We start from the raw sequence: 1,611 nt of genomic DNA, 5'->3' as shown, positions 1-1,611 counted from the left end.
CTATATATTTCTATAACGGTTTCAATTTTTTCTATCTTTTAGCAAGTAGAAATAGAATGATGGGAACATCTGATATAATAAGACTTATCAACAGAGACGAGTTATCACATGTAGTTATTTTCCAACAACTAATAAGAGAGATTAGAAATGAGAACAAAGATTTCTTCAATGATGATTTAATCTATGAGATGTTTAAAAAAGCGGTGGAACAAGAGATTAGTTGGACAAATCATATAATAGGAAATAGAATACTTGGTATAACTGAGGAAACAACAGAGAGATATACAAAATGGTTAGCCAATGAGAGATTAAAAGCAATAGGATTAAAACCTATCTATGATGGGTATGAAAAAAATCCATATAGACATTTAGAGAAGTTCGCTGATACAGAAGGAGAGGGAAATGTAAAAGCTAACTTTTTTGAAGGGACAGTGACTAGCTACAATATGAGTTCATCTGTAGAGGGATGGGACGAGTTTTAAAAAGAGTAAAAATGGGATTGTTCGCATGTGACAATCCCATTAATTATATATCCAGTTTTATCTTTTATATCTATCTGTAAGAGTTGCTATTTTTTTAGAAAGAGTATGGTCTAAAGAGGATTTGTCCACTCTCCATATCCAGTTATTACCCAGAGTTGATGGTGTATTCATTCGACTGGAATCTCCAAGACCCAAGAAATCTTGCATAGGAGCTATAACAAGTTGTGAGTTAGAACTCCATAGAGCTTCGATAAATTTCCAATTTATGGACTGATTTTCACTGTTTTTGTCCTTTAAAAAAGTGTTAAGGTAGTTATCACAGAACTCTTTATCTTTTTTATTGACAGAGTTATACCAACCAGTAACAGTTTGGTTGTCATGGGTTCCAGTGTAAGCCACACTCTTTTTAGGATATTTATGGGGCAAATAATCGCTTTCCTCTCTTGAATCAAAGGCAAATTCCAATATTTTCATACCAGGAAATCCAGAATCTTTTAATAGTTTATGCACCTTAGGAGTTAAAAAGCCCAAGTCTTCAGCAATTATATCCAAATCTCCTAAAGATTTTTTAATACTATTAAAAAGTTTCATACCGGGACCACTTTCCCATTTTCCAAACCTAGCAGTTTTTGCCTTAGCTGGAATGGCCCAAAAAGATTCAAAACCTCTAAAATGATCAATTCTAACAGTATCGTATAATTTAAAACAACTTTTTATTCTTTTGATCCACCACTTAAAACCATCATTTTCAATATATTTCCAATTGTATAGTACATTTCCCCAAAGTTGACCATCGCTGCTAAAAGCATCAGGAGGGCAACCAGCCACTTTTTTAGGTTGAAGTTTTTTATCAAAACAAAACATTTTAGGATTTTCCCATGTATCAGCACTATCTGTAGCTATAAAAATAGGGATATCTCCAATAATTTTAACATTTTTATTATTGGCATATGATTTTAATTCACTCCATTGTTTATTAAAAAGATATTGTAAAAAAATATGGTATTGAATATTCTCTTTAAGTTCAACTCTAGCCTCTTTTAAAGTTTTCTTATCTCTAAATTTATAATTTCTAGGCCATTCTAACCAAGATTTACCGTTGAATCTATTTTTTATAGCCATATAGAGT

At 31.7% G+C, this 1,611-nt stretch carries 2 protein-coding genes; one reads left to right on the top strand and one right to left on the bottom strand.

The features are described 5' to 3' along the window. The coding region (locus ACMOUI_RS13855) for a ribonucleotide-diphosphate reductase subunit beta (RefSeq protein ID WP_418966281.1) at nt 1-482 on the top strand (482 nt) is incomplete at its 5' end. A gap of 57 nt (nt 483-539) precedes the next feature. Here the strand turns inward: ACMOUI_RS13855 and malQ are convergent. After that, on the bottom strand, nt 540-1,611 hold a 1,072-nt coding region (gene malQ / locus ACMOUI_RS13850; protein WP_418966280.1), incomplete at its 5' end, for a 4-alpha-glucanotransferase.

The sequence above is a fragment of the Cetobacterium sp. genome (genome assembly GCF_048470075.1).
Lineage (GTDB): Bacteria > Fusobacteriota > Fusobacteriia > Fusobacteriales > Fusobacteriaceae > Cetobacterium_A.
The sequence above is the reverse complement of the archived record's forward strand: the minus strand, read 5'-3'. Positions and strand labels throughout refer to the sequence as shown.